Consider the following 16,849-nt stretch of genomic DNA (forward strand, 5'->3'; position numbering starts at 1 on the left):
CCGCTTATGAACTAGCCTGCCTCCAGGAACAGTATTTATGAACTGAAGTCACAATGGCGCGAATGGACATCAACCGGTCGGGCGAGATGGAGGTCTTCGTCCGGGCCGTGGATCTCGGGGGCTTTTCCGCCGCCGCGCGGACGCTGCGCATGACCCCGTCTGCGGTCAGCAAGCTGATCGCCCGGCTGGAGGCGCGCCTGGGCGCGCGCCTCGTCAACCGCTCGACCCGCAAGCTCCAGCTGACGCCCGAGGGCGCGGCGTTCTACGACCGAGCGGTGAGCATCCTGGCCGATCTCGACGAGGCCGAGCGCAGCGCCGCGTCCGGCGCCGCCCCTCGCGGGCGCCTGCGGGTGAACACGAACGTCCCGTTCGGGACGCATTACCTGATCCCCCTTCTGCCGGATTTCCTTGACCGACACCCCGAGATTACCGTGGAGGTCTCGCTGACGGACACTGTGATCGATCTGCTCGAGGACCGCGCCGACGTCGCGATCCGGGTCGGTCCGCTGAAGTCCTCGCAGCTCGTGGCCCGCAAGCTCGGCGAGAGCCGGATGATGCTGGTGGCCGCCCCCTCATATCTGAACCGGCACGGCATGCCGCAGCGCCCCGAGGATTTGGCCCGCCACAACCTGCTCGGCTTCAGCTTCGCCCGCCAGAGCAACGGCTGGCCGTTCAGGGACGAACATGGAAACGTGAGTGCCGTCGTGCCGACCGGCAATGCGCAGATCAGCGACGGCGAGTCGATGCGCCTTCTCGTGCTCACCGGTCTGGGCATCAGCCGCCTGTCCCAGTTCCATGTGGGGCCCGACATGGAAGCGGGACGGCTCGTCCCCGTTCTGGAAGCCTACAATCCCGGCGACACGGAAAGCATCCACGCGGTCTATGTGGGCGGCGGCCACCTGCCCGCGCGGGTGCGCGCCTTCCTCGACTATCTCGTCGAGACCGTGCGCCTGAAGTGAGCAGCGTTGCTCCTGGTTTTGTCATTGGACGCTTGCAATGCCAGGCGCTTTACCCGAACCATTCGCCTCACGCCCGGTTGGGGCCGCAGGGAGCCATCCATGGATCAGCCGAAAGCCGACCTGAAGCCTCGACGGCGTGTCTCGTTGATGCGCCGGTTCTTCGACAGCGAGGCCTCCGGCGGCATGATCCTCATGGGCGTGACCGTGGTCGCCCTCGCGGCTGCCAATTCGCCCCTGGCCGACACCTATTTCGCGGTTCTGAAAACCTATGTCTTCGGCCTGAGCGTCCTGCACTGGATCAACGACGCGCTCATGGCGGTGTTCTTCCTGCTGGTCGGGCTCGAGATCAAGCGCGAGATGCTGGACGGGCAGCTGTCCACCTGGCCGCGCCGGATCCTGCCCGGCGTTGCAGCCCTTGGCGGAATGGTGGTTCCCGCGCTCATCTATCTCGCCATTACTTGGAACGAGCCGCAGTTGCGCAATGGCTGGGCGATCCCCACGGCCACCGACATCGCCTTTGCCCTCGGCGTTCTCGCAGTCCTCGGATCAAGGGTGCCGACCACGCTCAAGATCTTCCTGACAGCGCTTGCCATCCTCGACGATCTCGGCGCGATCATCATCATCGCGGTCTTCTACACGAGCGGTCTCTCGCTCACGATGCTGGGCGCCGCCGCTCTGTGTCTCGTCGTGCTCGTCGCCTTCAACCGTTTCAATGTGACGACGCTCGTGCCTTATCTCGTCGTCGGTGCGATCCTGTGGTTCTTCGTGCTGAAATCCGGCATACACGCGACGCTCGCCGGCGTTGCGCTTGCTCTCTCCATCCCGCTTCAACCGCACCCCAAGAAGACCAAAGCCGAGGATTCGCCCCTTCACCGGCTGGAGCACGCCCTGCAGCCTTGGGTAGCCTATGCGATCATCCCCATCTTCGGTTTCGCCAATGCGGGCCTGCCGCTCTCAGGATTGTCTTTCGATTATCTGTTGGCTCCCCTCCCGCTCGGCATCGCCCTGGGGCTCTTCCTGGGCAAGCAGCTCGGCGTCTTCGTCTTCTCGGAGCTTGCAATCAGGCTCAATCTCGCCGACATGCCGGCCGGCGCGAGCCGAGCCCAATGCTACGGCGTCGCCCTGCTCTGCGGCATCGGCTTCACCATGAGCCTGTTCATCGGGGCGCTCGCCTTCCCGGATCAGGAGGATCTGATGAACGCCACCAAGATCGGCGTGCTCATGGGCTCGGCCCTCTCGGCGCTCGCAGGCTATCTGGTGCTCAGCCTCGCCCCGCGGGAACGCCCGCTCAAGCCTTCGCGGCCAGCAGCATATAATTGACGGCCGTGTCGCGGGACAAAGACCAGCTGTCCCGCAGCGGGTTGTAGGCGACGCCGGACAGATCGTGGACGGCGAAGCCGGCGGTGCGGATGGCATCGGTCAGCTCGTCGGGCGTGACGAACTTGTCCCATTCGTGGGTGCCCTTGGGCAGCCAGCCGAGGATGTACTCGGCCCCCACGATGGCGGACGCGAAGGAGCGCAAAGTCCGGTTGATCGTCGCCATGGCGAGGCACCCGCCCGGCCTCACCGCCTGAGTGCAGGCGGTCACGAAGGCATGCCGGTCGGCCACGTGCTCCACCACCTCCATGGCGAGCACCATGTCGAAGGTCTCGCCCCGGGCGACCACCGCCTCGACCGTCTCGTTGCGGTAATCGACCACGAGCCCTGCCCGCTCCGCATGGAGCCGGGCGACTGAGATATTGGTGGGCGCCGGATCGAGCCCCGTCACCTTCGCGCCCAACCGCGCGAGCGGCTCCGACAGCACGCCGCCGCCGCAGCCCACATCGAGGATCGTGATCCCCTCCAGGGATCGGGCCGAGCGCGGATCGCGCCCGAAACGGCGGCAGGCCTCGTCCCGGATATACCCTAAGCGCACCGGATTGAACTTGTGCAGGACCTTCATGGGCCCCTTCGGATCCCACCAGGTCTCGGCGATCCGTTCGAAACGGGCGACCTCGGCCGGGTCGATGGTCGTGGATGCGCCGTGGGTCATGGGATCCTGTTTCCTGAGGCAAAGAAATGCTTTCCGCGCGTTGACAGGGCGCGGCCCTACCGTCATGTATACGCGCCTTTTCGCGGCGCGAAGGGGCAAAATATCAATTTCACATCACGGCCTTCCTCGCCCATGCCCCGTCTCGTCATGAAGTTCGGCGGAACATCCGTCGCCACCGTAGAGCGCATCCGCAACGTGGCGCGGCATGTCAAACGCGAGGTCGAGGCCGGCTACGACGTCGCCGTCGTCGTCTCCGCCATGGCGGGCAAGACCAACGAACTCGTCGGCTGGGTGAAAGAAGCCAACGCCCTCTACGATTCGAAGGAATACGACGTGGTGGTCGCCTCTGGCGAGCAGGTCACGTCGGGCCTGCTCGCGATCGCCCTGCAGGAGATGGGCCTCAAGGCGCGCTCCTGGCAAGGCTGGCAGATCCCGATCATGACCTCGGACGCCCACGGCTCGGCGCGAATCGCCGCCATCGACGGCACCGGAATCCTCAAGGGCTTCACGGACAACCGGGAGGTCGCCGTCGTGTCCGGCTTCCAGGGCGTTCACCAGCCCACGGGCCGCGTCACGACCCTGGGCCGCGGCGGCTCCGACACGAGCGCCGTCGCGCTCGCGGCCGCCATCCAGGCCGAACGCTGCGACATCTACACGGACGTGGACGGCGTCTACACCACCGATCCGCGCATCGTGCCCAAGGCGCGGCGCCTGGACAAGGTTTCCTACGAGGAAATGCTGGAAATGGCCTCGCTGGGGGCCAAGGTGCTCCAGGTGCGCTCGGTCGAGCTCGCCATGATGCATCGCGTGCCGACCTATGTGCGCTCCAGCTTCGACGATCCCGCCGATCCCAAGCTCGGCACCCTCATCTGCGACGAGGAAGACATCATGGAACAGCAGGTTGTCACGGGCATCGCCTATTCGCGCGACGAAGCCCAGATCACGCTGCGGGACATTGCGGACAAGCCAGGCATCGCCGCTTCGATCTTCGTGCCCCTGGCGGACGCCAACATCAACGTGGACATGATCATCCAGGTCGTGTCCGACAACGCCGCCACCACGGACCTGACCTTCACGGTCCCCACCGCCGATTACGAGCGGGCCTGCGCGATCCTCAACGCGCACCGGGACGAGATCGCCTTCAAGGAGCTGCAGGGGGCGACCGACGTGGTGAAGGTCTCGGCCATCGGCGTGGGCATGCGCAGCCATGCGGGCGTTGCGGCCCGCGCTTTCAGGGCCCTGGCCGACAAGGGCATCAACATCCGGGCGATCACCACGTCTGAGATTAAATTCTCGGTCCTGATCGAATCCGCCTATACGGAGCTTGCAGTCCGCACGCTCCACTCGCTATACGGCCTTGATCAAGCCTGATTGACGAGGGAACTGTCGGGCTGCGACACTCGTAATAGGTAGCCGCCGGTTCGCCCTGCCGGCTCGTGAAGGACGGGAACTGATAGCTCATGCCAAGCGCTCCCGGCGGTCCGCGCCTTCTGCTGCGCCGCCTCCGCGAGATCATGGCGGAGCCGGTCGGGGCGCAGGACCGTCTCGATAGGATCGTCACCCAGATCGCAGCCAACATGGTGGCGGAGGTGTGCTCCGTCTACGTGATGCGCGGCGACGGCGTGCTCGAACTGTTCGCCACGGAAGGCCTGAACCGGGAAGCCGTCCACCTGACCATCATGCGCTCAGGGGAAGGCCTCGTCGGCCTCATCGCCTCGACTGCCGAGCCCCTCGCCCTGTCCGACGCGCAAAGCCACCCGGCCTTCTCCTACAAGCCGGAGACGGGCGAAGAGATCTACCATGCCTTCCTGGGCGTGCCGCTGCTGCGCGCCGGCAACACGCTGGGCGTCCTGGTCGTCCAGAACCGCACCTACCGGGCCTATACCGAGGAAGAGGTCGAAGCGCTTCAGACCACCGCCATGGTGGTGGCCGAGATGCTCGCGACCGGCGAGCTTCAGGCCCTGGCGCCGGTGGACACCGGCATTGCCCTGCGCCGTCCCGTCTACCAGAAGGGCGTCGCGCTCGCCGATGGCGTAGGCCTGGGCTATGTGGTGCTCCATGAGCCCCGCGTCGTGGTCAAGAACCTCATCGCCGAGAACATCGAGGCCGAGCTCCAGCGCCTGGATTCGGCCATCGCCGAGGTGCGGCTGTCCATCGACGAGCTGATCGAGCGCGGCGACGTGGCCCATCACGGCGAGCACCGGGAGGTGCTCGAGACCTTCCGCATGTTCGCCCACGACCAGGGCTGGCTCCGGCGCATGCGCGAGGCCGTGACCTCCGGCCTGACGGCGGAAGCGGCCGTGGAGCGGGTCCAGTCCGACAACCGCGCCCGCATGCTGCGCCAGACCGATCCTTACCTGCGCGAGCGCCTGCACGACCTCGACGATCTCGCCAACCGCCTGCTGCACCGCCTCGTCGGGCGCAACCTCGTGGCGGAGCGGGGCCAATTGCCGGAGAACGCCATCCTGGTGGCCCGCTCCATGGGCCCAGCGGCGCTGCTCGACTACGACCGCTCGCGCCTGCGCGGCGTCGTGCTCGAGGAAGGCGGACCAACGAGCCATATCGCCATCGTGGCCCGGGCGCTCGGCATTCCGGCCGTGGGCGAAGTGTCGAACGCGACCTCGCTGACGGAGCCGGGCGACGCGATCATCGTCGACGGCGCGGCCGGCGAGGTGCAGATCCGGCCCAATCCCGACGTGGAGGCGGCCTATGCCGAGAAGGCGCGCCTGCGGGCCCGCCGGCAGGAGCAGTACCTCAAGCTGCGCGACGTGCCCTCCATCACCAAGGACGGCGTCGAGGTCACCCTGCAGCTCAATGCCGGCCTTGTGGTCGACCTGCCGCATCTGGCCGAAACCGGGGCTGCGGGCGTCGGGCTGTTCCGCACCGAGCTGCAATTCATGATCGCCGAGCGGATGCCCTCGGCTACCGAGCAGCAGGCGCTCTACAGCACCGTCTTCGCGGAGGCCGGCGACAGGCCCGTCACCTTCCGCACCCTCGATATCGGGGGCGACAAGATCCTGCCCTACATGCAGTCCGTCGAGGAAGAGAACCCGGCCCTGGGCTGGCGCGCCATCCGCATCGGGCTCGACCGTCCGGGCCTGCTGCGCGCCCAGATCCGCGCGCTTCTCAAGGCCGCCGCCGGCCGCCCCCTCAAGATCATGTTCCCGATGGTGGCGACCTGCGACGAGTTCGAGCGCGCCAAGCAGATCGTGGAGCGGGAAAAGGCCCATCTCGCCAACCACAGCCATGCCCTGCCGTCGGACCTGAAGCTCGGCGTCATGCTGGAGGTGCCCTCGCTCCTGTTCCAACTCAAGGAAATCTGCGAGAGCGCCGATTTCATCTCGCTCGGCACCAACGACCTGATGCAGTTCTTCTTCGCCATCGATCGCGAGAACCGGCGCGTGGCGGACCGCTTCGATCCGTTGAGCGCTCCCATGCTGCGGGCTCTCAACATGGTGGCCGAGCAGGCCCGGGCGGCCGGCTGCCAGGCGACGGTCTGCGGCGAGATCGGCGGGCGTCCCCTCGAGGCCATGGCCCTGATCGGCCTCGGCTTCCGCTCGCTCTCCATGTCCCCGGCGGCCATCGGCCCGGTGAAGGCCATGCTGCTGGAAATGAACGTCGCGGAGCTCAGCGCCCTGATCCGCGAGGAACTGAAGAACGCCGGGGGCGGCGAAACGCTGCGTCCGAAGCTCGCCCATTTTGCGGAAACCCATGGTATTCCGGTCTGATGTCGATTGCGCCTCCCTCTGATCGCCTGAACGCCATTCTCGCCCGCCATGACATCATCACGGCGACGCTCAATGCAGGCCCCGATCCCGAAACCTTCGTGGCCCTCTCCCGCGAGCTCGCCGAGCTCGACGGGGTGGTGGACGCCATCCGCGCCTATCGCGCCATGGAGGACAACCTGACCGGCCTTCAGGCCATGATCGAGGATCCCTCGACCGATGCCGAGATGCGCTCGCTCGCCGAGGACGAGCTGCCCCAGGCCCGGGAGGATCTGGAACGGGCCGCGCAGGACCTGCGCATCATGCTCCTGCCCCGCGACGAGGCCGACGAGAAGAGCGCGATTCTCGAAATCCGCGCCGGCACCGGCGGCGACGAGGCGGCGCTTTTCGCCGGCGATCTCCTGCGCATGTACTCCCGCTATGCGGATCTGAAGGGCTGGAAGGTGGAGATCGTGTCCGAGAGCGAGGGCACGGCCGGCGGCTACAAGGAAGTAGTGGCCGAGATCAAGGGACGCGGCGTGTTCGCCCGGCTCAAGTTCGAAAGCGGCGTGCACCGGGTGCAGCGCGTGCCGGACACGGAAACGCAAGGGCGCATCCACACCTCCGCGGCCACCGTGGCCGTGCTGCCCGAGGCCGAGGACGTGGACGTCGTGCTCAACGACGCGGACCTGAAGATCGACACCATGCGGGCACAGGGCGCCGGCGGCCAGCACGTGAACAAGACCGAATCGGCCATCCGCATCACCCATATCCCGACCGGCACGGTGGTGTTCGTCCAGGACGAACGCTCGCAGCACAAGAACCGCGCCCGCGCCATGGCGCTCCTGCGCGCCCGTCTCTACGACGCCGAGCGTACCGCCAAGGATGCGGCGCGTGCGGCCGACCGCAAGGCGCAGGTGGGCTCCGGCGACCGCTCCGAGCGCATCCGCACCTACAACTTCCCGCAGGGGCGCGTGACCGACCACCGGATCAACCTGACCCTCTACAAGCTGGAAGAGGTGATCAGCGGCAACGCCCTGGACGAGCTGATCGACGCGCTCGTGACCGAGCATCAGGCCGCCCAGCTCGCGGCCCAGGATCAGGCGGCATGATCGGGCGGCAAGGCCCAAAGCCTTGAGGACCCGCTCCGAGGCCCTGAGGGAGCTTCGCCGGACGCTCATGGAGGCCGGGTTCGAGACCGCGGCGCTCGATGCCCGGCTCCTTCTCCTGGAGGCCACCGGCATTTCCGCGACGGACCTGATCGCCCGGCCCGAGACCCCCCTGTCGCCGAAAGAAGCCGCAACGCTCGCGTCCTTCGCCCGGCGGCGCCTCGCCCATGAGCCGGTCGCCCGGATCACCCGCACCCGGGAATTCTGGGGCCTGCCCTTCCGCCTGTCGCCCGAGACCCTGGTGCCACGGCCCGATACGGAGACGGTGGTGGAGACCGCCCTCGACCTGCTCCCGGACCGACAGGCCCCGCTCAAGGTGGTCGATTTCGGCACCGGATCGGGCTGCATCCTGGTCGCCCTGCTGCACGAGCTACCCCGGGCGACAGGCCTCGGGGTCGACCTGTCCTTCGGAGCCCTCGTGACAGCCCGGGCCAATGCCGCCGACAACGGGGTGGGCGGCCGCTCCGGTTTCGTCCTCTCGCGCTGGGCCGATGCGGTTTCGGGCTCCTTCGATCTCATTGTCTCCAACCCGCCTTACGTCGCCTCCGGGGTGATCCCGACCCTCGACGAGGAGGTGCGGGAGCACGACCCGAGGCTTGCCCTCGACGGCGGTCCCGACGGCTTGGAGCCCTATCGGATCCTGCTGGGAGAAGCGGGGCGGCTGCTGGCGCCCGGCGGCCTCCTCGCGGTTGAGATCGGCTACGATCAGGCAGAAGATTTAGTAAGCTTGGCAAGGGCTTACGGCCTTGAAATCCTGCGGATCGCCTCCGATCTGTCAGGCAACCCCCGCTGCGTCGCCATGAAGCGATCGTGATGAACAGGATGCGGCTTTTGTGTCCAAGGGCGGGATAAAATCGGAATTAGCCCTTGTTGGACCGGACGGAACCCGCTAGATTCGGATCTAGACATCGTCCTCGGTCTAAACAAATCGGTAGCCCTCGGGGCATGCCGGAAGACCAAACGATATCAATCGCGCAGGCAGGGGCTTTTGAAACAGAAACAGCCTGGCGCGATCACCTGAACCCGACACTGAAGGATGGCCAAGCCTTTGATGGGCTATGGCCGAATGTCAGACGGTTGCCACGCGAACGGTGGGCGTTGAGCCCGTTCGGTGAATATTGGCTTGCATATCGCGTGGGCATGAAGAACCAGCGAGGCTCATAGAGCGAACGATGAGACCAGGACAAAACAGGCGTATGCGCGGTCGTAACAACAACAACCGCAACAACAACAAGGGGCCCAACCCCCTCACCAAGAGCTATGAGTCCAACGGCCCGGACGTGAAGATCCGCGGCACGGCTCAGCATATCGCCGAGAAATACAGCCAGCTCGCCCGCGATGCACAGTCCAGCGGCGACCCGGTGGCGGCCGAGAACTACTTCCAGCACGCCGAGCACTATTACCGCATCATCGCGGCTGCCCAGGAGCAGCTGCGCGAGCAGTACGGCTACCAGCAGCGCTCCTTCGACGAAGAAGGCGGCGAGGACGAGTTCGGCCAGGGCGAGCGTCCGAATTTCGAGCGCGCCGGCGGCCAGGATTTCGGCAATGGCGAGGACCAGGATTTCGGCTCCCAGCCGCAGCCCTACGAGAACCGGGGCGAGCGCAACGATCGTCAGCCGCGCTTCGACCGTAACGATCGCCAGGACCGTGGCGACCGGCAGGATCGGAACGACCGCCAGGATCGGAATGATCGCGGCGACCGTCGCGAGCGCTTCCAGCAGCGCGACCGTGGCCCACGGCAGGACTTCCAGCGCCAGGACTCGCCGCGCCAGGATCCGCAACGGGACGAGCAGCCCTATGAGGCCCGCGCCGAGGGTGGCGAGCGCCAGGAGCGCAACGAGCGTCCTGCCCGCTTCGACCGCCAGGAGCGTCAGGACCGAGGCGATCGTCCCGAGCGCAACGACCGGTTCGAGCGCGGTGACCGGCCCGAGCGACGCGAGCGCTTCCAGCGCGACCGCCGCCGCGACGAGGCCGAGGCGCCCGAGCAGGCCACCCTGCCGGCCTTCCTGACGAACCCGGTCCGCACCCCGGCTCCGGCTGCCGTCGAGGAGGCGCCTTTGGCTCCCCCGGTGGTGCAGGAAGCGGCCAATGACGAGGAGGCTCCCCGTCCGCGCCGCCGCCGCCGCACCCGCCAGGAGATGATCGAGGCCGCCAACGCCGAGAACGCCGGCTTCACGCCGGACCCGGCCGAGACACCGGCGGCCGAGTAAGCCTTCGTCGCAATGGAATACCGGAAGGGAGAGCCTGGCTCTCCCTTTTTTATTGGCCGGAGAGCAGGACCGGCGATCCGTCAGAGGCCACCTTCCGTGATGGCCGGGCTGGCCCAGCCATCCGGATTTGAAGGGCGCTGGGCCTCGCCCGCACTAAGAGAGAAGATTACAGAGCCAAGGCGCCCTGCTCGGCCTCGAGGCAGTCGCCGGTCCCGAGCATTCCGTCGCTCAGCACCTCGGCATAGATGCCGCAATCGAAGTGCCCGTAGGCCTTCATGAGGCTCTTGGGGATCTCCAGGTCGCGGAGGCCGGTCGTCGGGTCCACGTTGGTGGCGGCGCAGCGCTCGATGCGCTTGGTCACCCTGAGACGCAGGCCCGATGCCGTGGTCAGCACCTGGCCGACGAGGTCGAACTCCGCCCATGGGTTCAGCCCCTCCACATGGATGTTGCCGCGAAAGCGCAGGGGATCGACCGGGGCACCGACCACATTCTCCAGTTCGCGCACGCTCGCCAGGTTGATGAGCGAGACGAAGCCGCGCCGGGAATCGGTGAAGCGGAAGCCCTCGGGCGCGGCAAGCATCTTGGGCGGGCCGCGCAGCTCCCTGGGCATGAAGCGGCGGAAGAAGGCCTCGATGGCAAGCCGCCCCTCCCGCGTGGAGAGATCGCCCCGTGCCACTTCGCGCCCGCCCTCCTCGATGAACAAGGTCGTGATCGAATCGAGATACCGGGTCTTGAGCCGCGCCAGGCTCTCATTGCGCATCAGCATCAGGAACTTGATCTTGGGCTGATGCTGCGGGCTGCCCGGGTCGAACCCGGCCGGACCGTTCTCGATGGCAAACAGCCGGTCCCCGGGAAAGTAGTCGCCCTTTGTAAGGACGACCTGGGTCAGCGTCTCGGGCGAGAGTCCCTTGACCGGATAGCGCTGGAGGGAGGCGATGCGGATGCTCATGCCCTATCGATAGAAGGCAGCTGCGATGGGAGCAAGGAATCCTCTCACGTCATCACCGGCCTTGTGCCGGTGATCCCGATCGGTGAAGTGCCGTGCTTTTCCAATCGAGTTGGCCGGGACAAGCCCGGCCATGACGTCTGAGGAACGACACCCAGCCGCCAACAAAAAGCCCCGCCGGACGGGCAGGGCTTTCTCGCAACCGAAACTCTTACGAAGCGTCGCCCGAACGGGCCACCTTGGAGCGCTTGAGCTGGGGCGTGAACCCCGCCTCGCGGCCGCTGGAGCGGTCGAACTCCACCATGTGGGGATCCTTCTGCATGCCCTCATGGGAGGTCTGGTGCTCGGGAATGTTGGTCTGGGAACCGGCCTCCTGCTTCATGCGCAGGGCCTTCTCGGCATTGGCCTTCAACTCCTCGCGGGCCTTCTCGGCTTTGTCCGCGCGGCGCCGGCTTGGGCTGATACGGGCGAAAAGATCGGATAGAGCCATTGTTGTCACTCCTTGGCGCGCGAGAGCACGCCGTCTTCTTCGTCGCTGCGATGGGTGGGAGGGGCTTTCACGTTCTTGGGGTCGACCGGGATGTCCCGGGACGTGGTGATGCTCCCGGTGGAATCGCCGATATCTCGGTCCGCCTCGGCTTGCCCGGGCGTCTGGCCGGGCAACGGGGGCACCCGACCGTTCTCGGTGGTGTCGCCGAAGGTTTCCGGCGTCACAGACGGCCCTTCCTCAAGCGGACTTTCTGGAACGGCCAAGCCAAGCTCCGCATTGCGGGCCAGGTCGGCGCGGGCTTTTTCGGCATCCGAGCGCGGATCGCGCGTCATGGGAACCTCCTCAAATCGTTGCAGGGTCAATGCCAGCGCCGCGAGCGGGTTCCCCCCCTTGTTGTGGCGAATGGGACACACCAATTAAGCTCTGGCGCGTCGTGCGGAAAAGTGGATACCGGTTTTCCGCGCCCAACGATGCGCAGGTTAAGATGAGCATCGGATGGATCTCAAAAGTGGTTCCCACTTTTGGATCCGATGCTTTACCGGATGCTCCATAGGGAGGTCCGACATCGCAGGATCGGCCCGTGCCTCGAGAAGGGCGGGCGGATCCGAGGAGGGATGAGAATGAATTTCGAGAAATACACCGAGCGTGCCCGGGGCTTCGTTCAGGCGGCGCAGAACCTTGCCGTGCGCGAAGGCCACCCGCAGCTTGCTCCCGGTCATATCCTGAAGGTTCTGCTCGACGATCCGGAAGGCCTGTGCGCCGGCCTGATCGACCGGGCCGGCGGGCGCTCCCGGGATGCGCATGCGGCCGTCGAGCAATGGCTCGCCAAGCAGCCGAAGGTTTCCGGCTCGGCCTCGCAGCCGCAGGCCACCCGCGAACTGATGCGCTTCTTCGACACGGCCGAGAAGGCCGCCGAGAAGGCGGGCGATTCCTTCGTCACCGTCGAACGCATGCTGCTGGCGCTCGCCGTCGAGAAGGACACGGAGGCCGGGAAGATCTTAGGCCAGGCCGGCGTGACGGCCCAGGGGCTCAACACCGCCATCAATGCCCTGCGTAAGGGCCGCACCGCCGACAACGCGACGGCGGAGAACGCCTATGATGCGCTCAAGAAATATGCGCGCGACCTGACCGAAGCAGCGCGTGACGGCAAGCTCGACCCGGTGATCGGCCGCGACGAGGAGATCCGCCGCACCATTCAGGTTCTCTCGCGCCGCACCAAGAACAATCCGGTGCTTATCGGCGAGCCCGGCGTCGGCAAGACCGCCATCGTCGAAGGCTTGGCGCTTCGCATCGTCAACGGCGACGTGCCGGAATCTCTCAAGGACAAGCAGCTGCTCGCCCTCGACATGGGCGCGCTGATCGCCGGCGCAAAGTATCGCGGCGAGTTCGAGGAGCGCCTGAAAAGTGTTCTGCAGGAGGTCACTGCGGCCGAGGGCGGCATCATCCTGTTCATCGACGAGATGCACACCCTGGTGGGTGCCGGCAAGGCAGACGGCGCCATGGATGCATCGAACCTCCTGAAGCCCGCGCTCGCCCGCGGCGAGCTGCACTGCGTCGGCGCGACCACGCTCGACGAGTACCGCAAGCACGTGGAGAAGGACGCGGCTCTGGCCCGTCGTTTCCAGCCGGTGTTCGTGAGCGAGCCCACGGTGGAGGACACCGTGTCGATCCTGCGCGGCCTGAAGGAGAAGTACGAGCAGCATCACGGCGTTCGCATCACCGACTCGGCGTTGGTTGCGGCAGCCACCCTCTCGAACCGCTACATCACCGACCGCTTCCTGCCGGACAAGGCCATCGACCTCGTCGACGAGGCGTCGTCGCGCCTGCGCATGCAGGTGGATTCGAAGCCGGAAGAGCTCGACAACATCGACCGCGAGATCGTGCGTCTCAAGATCGAGCAGGAAGCCCTCAAGAAGGAGACGGACACAGCCTCCAAGGACCGCCTCGAGCGCCTCACCAAGGAGCTGGCGGATCTGGAGGAGCAATCGGCCGCCATCACGGCGCGCTGGAAGGCTGAGAAGGACAAGCTCGGCACCGCGGCCGATCTCAAGAAGAAGCTCGAAGAGGCCCGCAATCAGTTGGCCGCCGCGCAGCGAAACGGTGACTGGGCCAAGGCCGGCGAGCTCTCCTATGGGGTCATTCCAGGTCTCGAGAAGCAGCTTTCGGATGTCGAGGCGAAAGCCGACGGCGGCGGCCTGATGGAAGAGGCGGTGACGCCCGATCACGTGGCAGGCGTCGTCTCGCGCTGGACCGGCGTGCCGGTCGACAAGATGCTCGAAGGCGAGCGCGAGAAGCTGCTGCACATGGAGCAGGATCTCGCAAAGCGCGTCGTCGGTCAGGCCGAGGCCGTCTCGGCAGTGTCAACCGCCGTGCGCCGTGCCCGCGCCGGCCTGCAGGATCCGAACCGGCCCATCGGCTCGTTCATGTTCCTCGGGCCCACGGGTGTGGGCAAGACCGAGCTGACGAAGGCGCTTGCGGCGTTCCTGTTCGACGACGAGACGGCGCTGATCCGCCTCGACATGTCGGAATACATGGAGAAGCACTCGGTCGCCCGGCTCATCGGCGCACCTCCCGGCTATGTAGGCTACGAGGAGGGCGGCGCGCTCACCGAAGCCGTCCGCCGCAGGCCCTACCAGGTGGTGCTGTTCGACGAGATCGAGAAGGCGCATCCGGACGTGTTCAACGTGCTGCTGCAGGTGCTCGACGACGGACGCCTCACGGACGGCCAGGGCCGCACCGTGGACTTCCGCAACACGCTCATCATCATGACCTCGAACCTGGGTGCCGAGTATCTGGTGAACCAGCCCGAGGGCCAGGACACCGATGCGGTGCGCGAGGAAGTCATGGGCGTGGTGCGCGCGCACTTCCGTCCGGAGTTCCTCAACCGTGTGGACGAGATCATCCTGTTCCACCGGCTGAAGCGTTCGGAGATGGGCGCCATCGTCGACATTCAGATGCGCCGCCTGCAGAAGCTGCTGGAGGATCGCAAGATCGTGCTGCAGCTCGACGCGGAAGCGCGCAATTGGCTCGCGGACAAGGGCTACGATCCGGCCTACGGTGCGCGTCCTTTGAAGCGCGTGATCCAGAAGCACGTGCAGGATCCGCTGGCGGAGCTGATTCTCGCCGGCGAGATCAGGGACGGCGAGACCGTGCCGGTGCATGCGGGTCCCATGGGCCTGATGATCGGCGACGTGACGGTCGGGTCGGAGCGTCCACCGGAAGGCGTGCGGCTGAACTGAGCGGCACTTTCAGCAATCTTCATGACAAAGGCCGGGCACAATGCCCGGCCTTTTTTGTCTACGTCCTTTGCAACACCCTGCGCGTCATCACCGGCCTTGTGCCGGTCATCGCGATCATGTGAGGCGCACCGCCCTCCCAATCGGGATGGCCGGGACAAGCCCGGCCATGACGTTGATCGTGTCATTCCCGGCCGGAGATAGTGAGAGCCATTGCAGGGCAGGAATCCATGCGCAGACGCGGCACTGTGGATCCCCTTCCCGCACTTCATGCGCCAGGGATGACAGGAGGTTGCGATGTCGGATTATTCAGCGGCGATGCGGTAATCGCCCTCGTCGTTCGCCGCCGGGATTGCATCTTCCCTGCGCCGTTGAGCGCGGCGCGGCGATGTGCCTTCACGCAGGAGCATGTCCTTGTCGATGCGCTCGGCCTTGTCTTCGCGCAGCTCGCGCTTCGACCGGCGGAGCTGCTTGGCGGTCTTCTGCAGGGCGGCGCGGAAGGCGGCATAGAGATCCTTGTTCTTGGCCTCGCCGCTCATCATCTTGAGCGCTCCCATCTGCATGTTCACCGTGCAGCGATAGGTGATGCCCTCTCGCGTCACGTGAACGGACGCCGCGCTCAGGTGCCCGAAATATTTTCCGGCAACCTGGAGAACGTTCGTCTTCGCATATTCGGGAAACATGTCGCCCAGATCGACTGCCGAGCTTTGCACCAGGATGTTGGGTTCGGTGCTGTCAGGTTTCATTCGCTCCTCCGTTGGTGAAGGTTCGATGGCTAACGGCGGGCTAGAGGGAAAGTTTCGGCCTCCGGAAACAAAACCCTTATGGACAAGGTTGTACCTCACTTACGGTCTGCGGCTCGGCGGCCCCTGCTCGCCCACATCGACAATACGGACCTCGATGGTTCGCGTCTGGTTGTCCCGCAGGACTTTCAGGCTGATCGTATTGCCGACGCCTGTCTGCTCGAGCCTGTCCGTCAGGTCGGGCAGATGCCGCACCGGTGCGTCCTCGACGCCGACGATGATGTCCCCGATGATGCCGGCCCGCGGATCGACGCCGCGCAGCCCGGCCTGATCTGCCGGCGAGCCCGGCACCACGCCCGCCACGATCACCCCGTTGACGCCGAGCTGGGCCGCGAGCGTCTCGTCGCTGGCCAGGATCCCGATGCCCGGCGTCGGCACGCGGCCGGTGCGGATCAGCTCCGGCACCACCCGGTTGACCACGTCGACGGGAATGGCGAAGCCGATGCCCGCATTGGTGCCGGAGGGCGAGAAGATCGCCGTGTTGACGCCGATGAGCCGCCCGGCGGAATCGAGCAGAGGCCCGCCGGAATTGCCCGGGTTGATCGCCGCGTCGGTCTGGATCACGTCGGCGACCTCCCGTCCGCCGCTGGTGGGCAGGCGTCGCTTCAAGGCACTGATGATGCCGGTGGTGAGCGACTGGTCGAGGCCGAACGGGTTGCCGATCGCATAGGCCGTCTGGCCCACCTTCAGATCGGCCGAGCGTCCCACCGGGACCGGCGCGGGCAATCCACCCCGGCGCTGGACCCGCAGCACGGCGAGATCGTAGTTCGGCGCTCGGCCGACGACTTCGGCCGGAAGCACCTCTCCGGAGGCCAGGCGCACCACGAAGGAGGAGCCGTTCTCCACCACGTGGTTGTTTGTCACCACATGGCCCGCCGCGTCCCAGATGAACCCCGTGCCGGACCCGGCCGGCTCCCCGCCCGTGCGCCCGCGTCCCTGCAAGGCCACCACCTGGACGACGGAGGGCGCCACATTCTCGAAGACGCGGATCGTCGACTGCTCGAAATCCGAGAGGTCCCCGCGCGCCGCGACAGGCCGCGGCTCCCGGGCCGAGAAGAGATAGCCGCTCACGTAGGGCTGAAGCACGACGAGCGCGAGCAGCACCGCAACGGCCAGCATGATGATTCGTGTTGTCCGCTCCTGCATCGTGCCTCCTGTCCGGGATCGCGCAGTCTCACAACGGACACGCTTGCATGAAGTTCATCGCATGCCGCGCGACCCTTGCGAGGAACCCCGCGTCCCCGATGCGCTTGTCCTGGCGATGGATGGTTGAGCTTGTCGCGGGAAAGACAAGTCCCCG

The 16,849-nt window shown here is 66.3% G+C and carries 14 protein-coding genes; 8 read left to right on the forward strand and 6 right to left on the reverse strand.

The window, feature by feature from the left end:
• Window positions 1–53 precede the first annotated feature (53 nt).
• Together VB672_RS04825 and nhaA are read left to right on the forward strand one after the other, a co-directional pair.
• A complete protein-coding gene (locus VB672_RS04825) occupies window positions 54–959 on the forward strand; it encodes a LysR family transcriptional regulator (RefSeq protein WP_329783045.1) in 906 nt (301 codons plus the stop codon).
• Window positions 960–1,058: 99 nt separating this feature from the next.
• A complete protein-coding gene (nhaA, locus tag VB672_RS04830; protein ID WP_329783046.1) occupies window positions 1,059–2,279 on the forward strand; it encodes a Na+/H+ antiporter NhaA in 1,221 nt (406 codons plus the stop codon).
• Here the strand turns inward: nhaA and ubiG are convergent.
• On the reverse strand, window positions 2,248–2,991 hold the full coding sequence (gene ubiG / locus VB672_RS04835) for a bifunctional 2-polyprenyl-6-hydroxyphenol methylase/3-demethylubiquinol 3-O-methyltransferase UbiG (protein WP_329783047.1): 744 nt from the start codon (window positions 2,989–2,991) through the stop codon (window positions 2,248–2,250). The two genes, nhaA and ubiG, sit on opposite strands and share 32 nt — an antisense overlap.
• Before the next feature lie 132 nt (window positions 2,992–3,123).
• Here ubiG and VB672_RS04840 point away from each other — a divergent pair, with 132 nt between their 5' ends.
• From VB672_RS04840 to VB672_RS04860, 5 genes are all read left to right on the forward strand, one after another.
• Window positions 3,124–4,362, forward strand: a complete 1,239-nt coding sequence (locus tag VB672_RS04840; protein WP_329783048.1) for an aspartate kinase — start codon at window positions 3,124–3,126, stop codon at window positions 4,360–4,362.
• An 89-nt stretch (window positions 4,363–4,451) separates the two neighbouring features.
• Window positions 4,452–6,719 (forward strand): phosphoenolpyruvate--protein phosphotransferase, encoded by a 2,268-nt coding sequence (gene ptsP / locus VB672_RS04845; RefSeq protein ID WP_329783049.1) that lies wholly within the window; start codon window positions 4,452–4,454, stop codon window positions 6,717–6,719.
• Window positions 6,719–7,807 (forward strand): peptide chain release factor 1, encoded by a 1,089-nt coding sequence (prfA, locus tag VB672_RS04850; RefSeq protein WP_329783050.1) that lies wholly within the window; start codon window positions 6,719–6,721, stop codon window positions 7,805–7,807. The genes ptsP and prfA overlap by 1 nt, the downstream gene beginning before the upstream one ends.
• Window positions 7,808–7,829: 22 nt before the next feature.
• On the forward strand, window positions 7,830–8,678 hold the full coding sequence (gene prmC / locus VB672_RS04855; protein WP_329783051.1) for a peptide chain release factor N(5)-glutamine methyltransferase: 849 nt from the start codon (window positions 7,830–7,832) through the stop codon (window positions 8,676–8,678).
• Between the two features lie 382 nt (window positions 8,679–9,060).
• Window positions 9,061–10,074: a DUF4167 domain-containing protein gene (locus VB672_RS04860; protein ID WP_329783052.1), complete on the forward strand. Its 1,014-nt coding sequence runs from the start codon at window positions 9,061–9,063 to the stop codon at window positions 10,072–10,074.
• A 166-nt stretch (window positions 10,075–10,240) separates the two neighbouring features.
• Here the strand turns inward: VB672_RS04860 and VB672_RS04865 are convergent, their stop codons facing one another.
• The 3 genes from VB672_RS04865 to VB672_RS04875 all read right to left on the reverse strand — a co-directional run bounded on the left by VB672_RS04865 (window position 10,241) and on the right by VB672_RS04875 (window position 11,842).
• Window positions 10,241–11,023 carry an MOSC domain-containing protein gene (locus VB672_RS04865; protein WP_329783053.1) on the reverse strand — a complete coding sequence of 261 codons (783 nt, stop codon included), beginning with the start codon at window positions 11,021–11,023 and terminating at the stop codon, window positions 10,241–10,243.
• Between the two features lie 208 nt (window positions 11,024–11,231).
• Complete coding sequence (locus VB672_RS04870) at window positions 11,232–11,510, reverse strand: hypothetical protein (RefSeq protein WP_329783054.1); 279 nt, start codon at window positions 11,508–11,510, stop codon at window positions 11,232–11,234.
• Between the two features lie 5 nt (window positions 11,511–11,515).
• On the reverse strand, window positions 11,516–11,842 hold the full coding sequence (locus VB672_RS04875; protein ID WP_329783055.1) for a hypothetical protein: 327 nt from the start codon (window positions 11,840–11,842) through the stop codon (window positions 11,516–11,518).
• Between the two features lie 288 nt (window positions 11,843–12,130).
• Here VB672_RS04875 and clpB point away from each other — a divergent pair, with 288 nt between their 5' ends.
• Window positions 12,131–14,749: an ATP-dependent chaperone ClpB gene (clpB, locus tag VB672_RS04880; RefSeq protein ID WP_329783056.1), complete on the forward strand. Its 2,619-nt coding sequence runs from the start codon at window positions 12,131–12,133 to the stop codon at window positions 14,747–14,749.
• Between the two features lie 302 nt (window positions 14,750–15,051).
• Here the strand turns inward: clpB and hpf are convergent, their stop codons facing one another.
• Together hpf and VB672_RS04890 are read right to left on the reverse strand one after the other, a co-directional pair.
• On the reverse strand, window positions 15,052–15,492 hold the full coding sequence (gene hpf / locus VB672_RS04885; protein WP_329783057.1) for a ribosome hibernation-promoting factor, HPF/YfiA family: 441 nt from the start codon (window positions 15,490–15,492) through the stop codon (window positions 15,052–15,054).
• 99 nt (window positions 15,493–15,591) lie between these two features.
• Window positions 15,592–16,695 carry a S1C family serine protease gene (locus tag VB672_RS04890; protein WP_329783058.1) on the reverse strand — a complete coding sequence of 368 codons (1,104 nt, stop codon included), beginning with the start codon at window positions 16,693–16,695 and terminating at the stop codon, window positions 15,592–15,594.
• Between the last annotated feature and the right edge of the window lie 154 nt (window positions 16,696–16,849).

The sequence above is a fragment of the Microvirga sp. CF3016 genome, from assembly GCF_036314085.1.
Taxonomy (GTDB): Bacteria; Pseudomonadota; Alphaproteobacteria; order Rhizobiales; family Beijerinckiaceae; genus Microvirga.

Coding starts and splice junctions, on each gene's coding strand:
- prfA (WP_329783050.1), top strand. CDS start 6,719: ATGTCGATTGCGCCTCCCTCTGATCGCCTGAACGCCATTCTCGCCCGC.
- VB672_RS04860 (WP_329783052.1), top strand. CDS start 9,061: ATGCGCGGTCGTAACAACAACAACCGCAACAACAACAAGGGGCCCAAC.
- VB672_RS04865 (WP_329783053.1), bottom strand. CDS start 11,023: ATGAGCATCCGCATCGCCTCCCTCCAGCGCTATCCGGTCAAGGGACTC.
- hpf (WP_329783057.1), bottom strand. CDS start 15,492: ATGAAACCTGACAGCACCGAACCCAACATCCTGGTGCAAAGCTCGGCA.
- VB672_RS04870 (WP_329783054.1), bottom strand. CDS start 11,510: ATGGCTCTATCCGATCTTTTCGCCCGTATCAGCCCAAGCCGGCGCCGC.
- nhaA (WP_329783046.1), top strand. CDS start 1,059: ATGGATCAGCCGAAAGCCGACCTGAAGCCTCGACGGCGTGTCTCGTTG.
- VB672_RS04825 (WP_329783045.1), top strand. CDS start 54: ATGGCGCGAATGGACATCAACCGGTCGGGCGAGATGGAGGTCTTCGTC.
- VB672_RS04875 (WP_329783055.1), bottom strand. CDS start 11,842: ATGACGCGCGATCCGCGCTCGGATGCCGAAAAAGCCCGCGCCGACCTG.
- VB672_RS04840 (WP_329783048.1), top strand. CDS start 3,124: ATGCCCCGTCTCGTCATGAAGTTCGGCGGAACATCCGTCGCCACCGTA.
- clpB (WP_329783056.1), top strand. CDS start 12,131: ATGAATTTCGAGAAATACACCGAGCGTGCCCGGGGCTTCGTTCAGGCG.
- VB672_RS04890 (WP_329783058.1), bottom strand. CDS start 16,695: ATGCAGGAGCGGACAACACGAATCATCATGCTGGCCGTTGCGGTGCTG.
- ubiG (WP_329783047.1), bottom strand. CDS start 2,991: ATGACCCACGGCGCATCCACGACCATCGACCCGGCCGAGGTCGCCCGT.
- ptsP (WP_329783049.1), top strand. CDS start 4,452: ATGCCAAGCGCTCCCGGCGGTCCGCGCCTTCTGCTGCGCCGCCTCCGC.